1 pseudogene is annotated in these 255 nt (G+C 76.9%); it reads right to left on the bottom strand.

Going from position 1 to position 255, the window contains the following annotated elements:
- Positions 1-55: 55 nt before the first annotated feature.
- A pseudogene (locus tag ACZ3HH_RS30715) lies at positions 56-255 on the bottom strand (hypothetical protein); the annotation flags it as partial.

Genomic DNA, 255 nt, shown 5'->3' with positions numbered 1-255 from the left:
ACCACCCCGGGCGAGGTGCCCAGTGATGGGTGCGGCGGGGTCGTGTGGCGGGGGCTCATGGCGCGGTGCCGATGCTCGATGACGAGGGCGTGGAGCTCGGCGTCGGGGTGGGCGTCGGGAGAGGAACGGCGGTCAGCGTCACCGTGACGCCGAGACGCAGGACGGTGCCGGCCGCGGGCAGCACCCGGTCGACGGTGGCGGTCGCGGGCGCGTCGTCCGCGACGGCCGCGAACCCGGCGGACTGCAACGCGGCGG

It is taken from the genome of Pseudomonas sp. PME37.24/025, from assembly GCF_055556615.1.
This window is presented reverse-complemented; position numbering and strand designations above follow the sequence as displayed.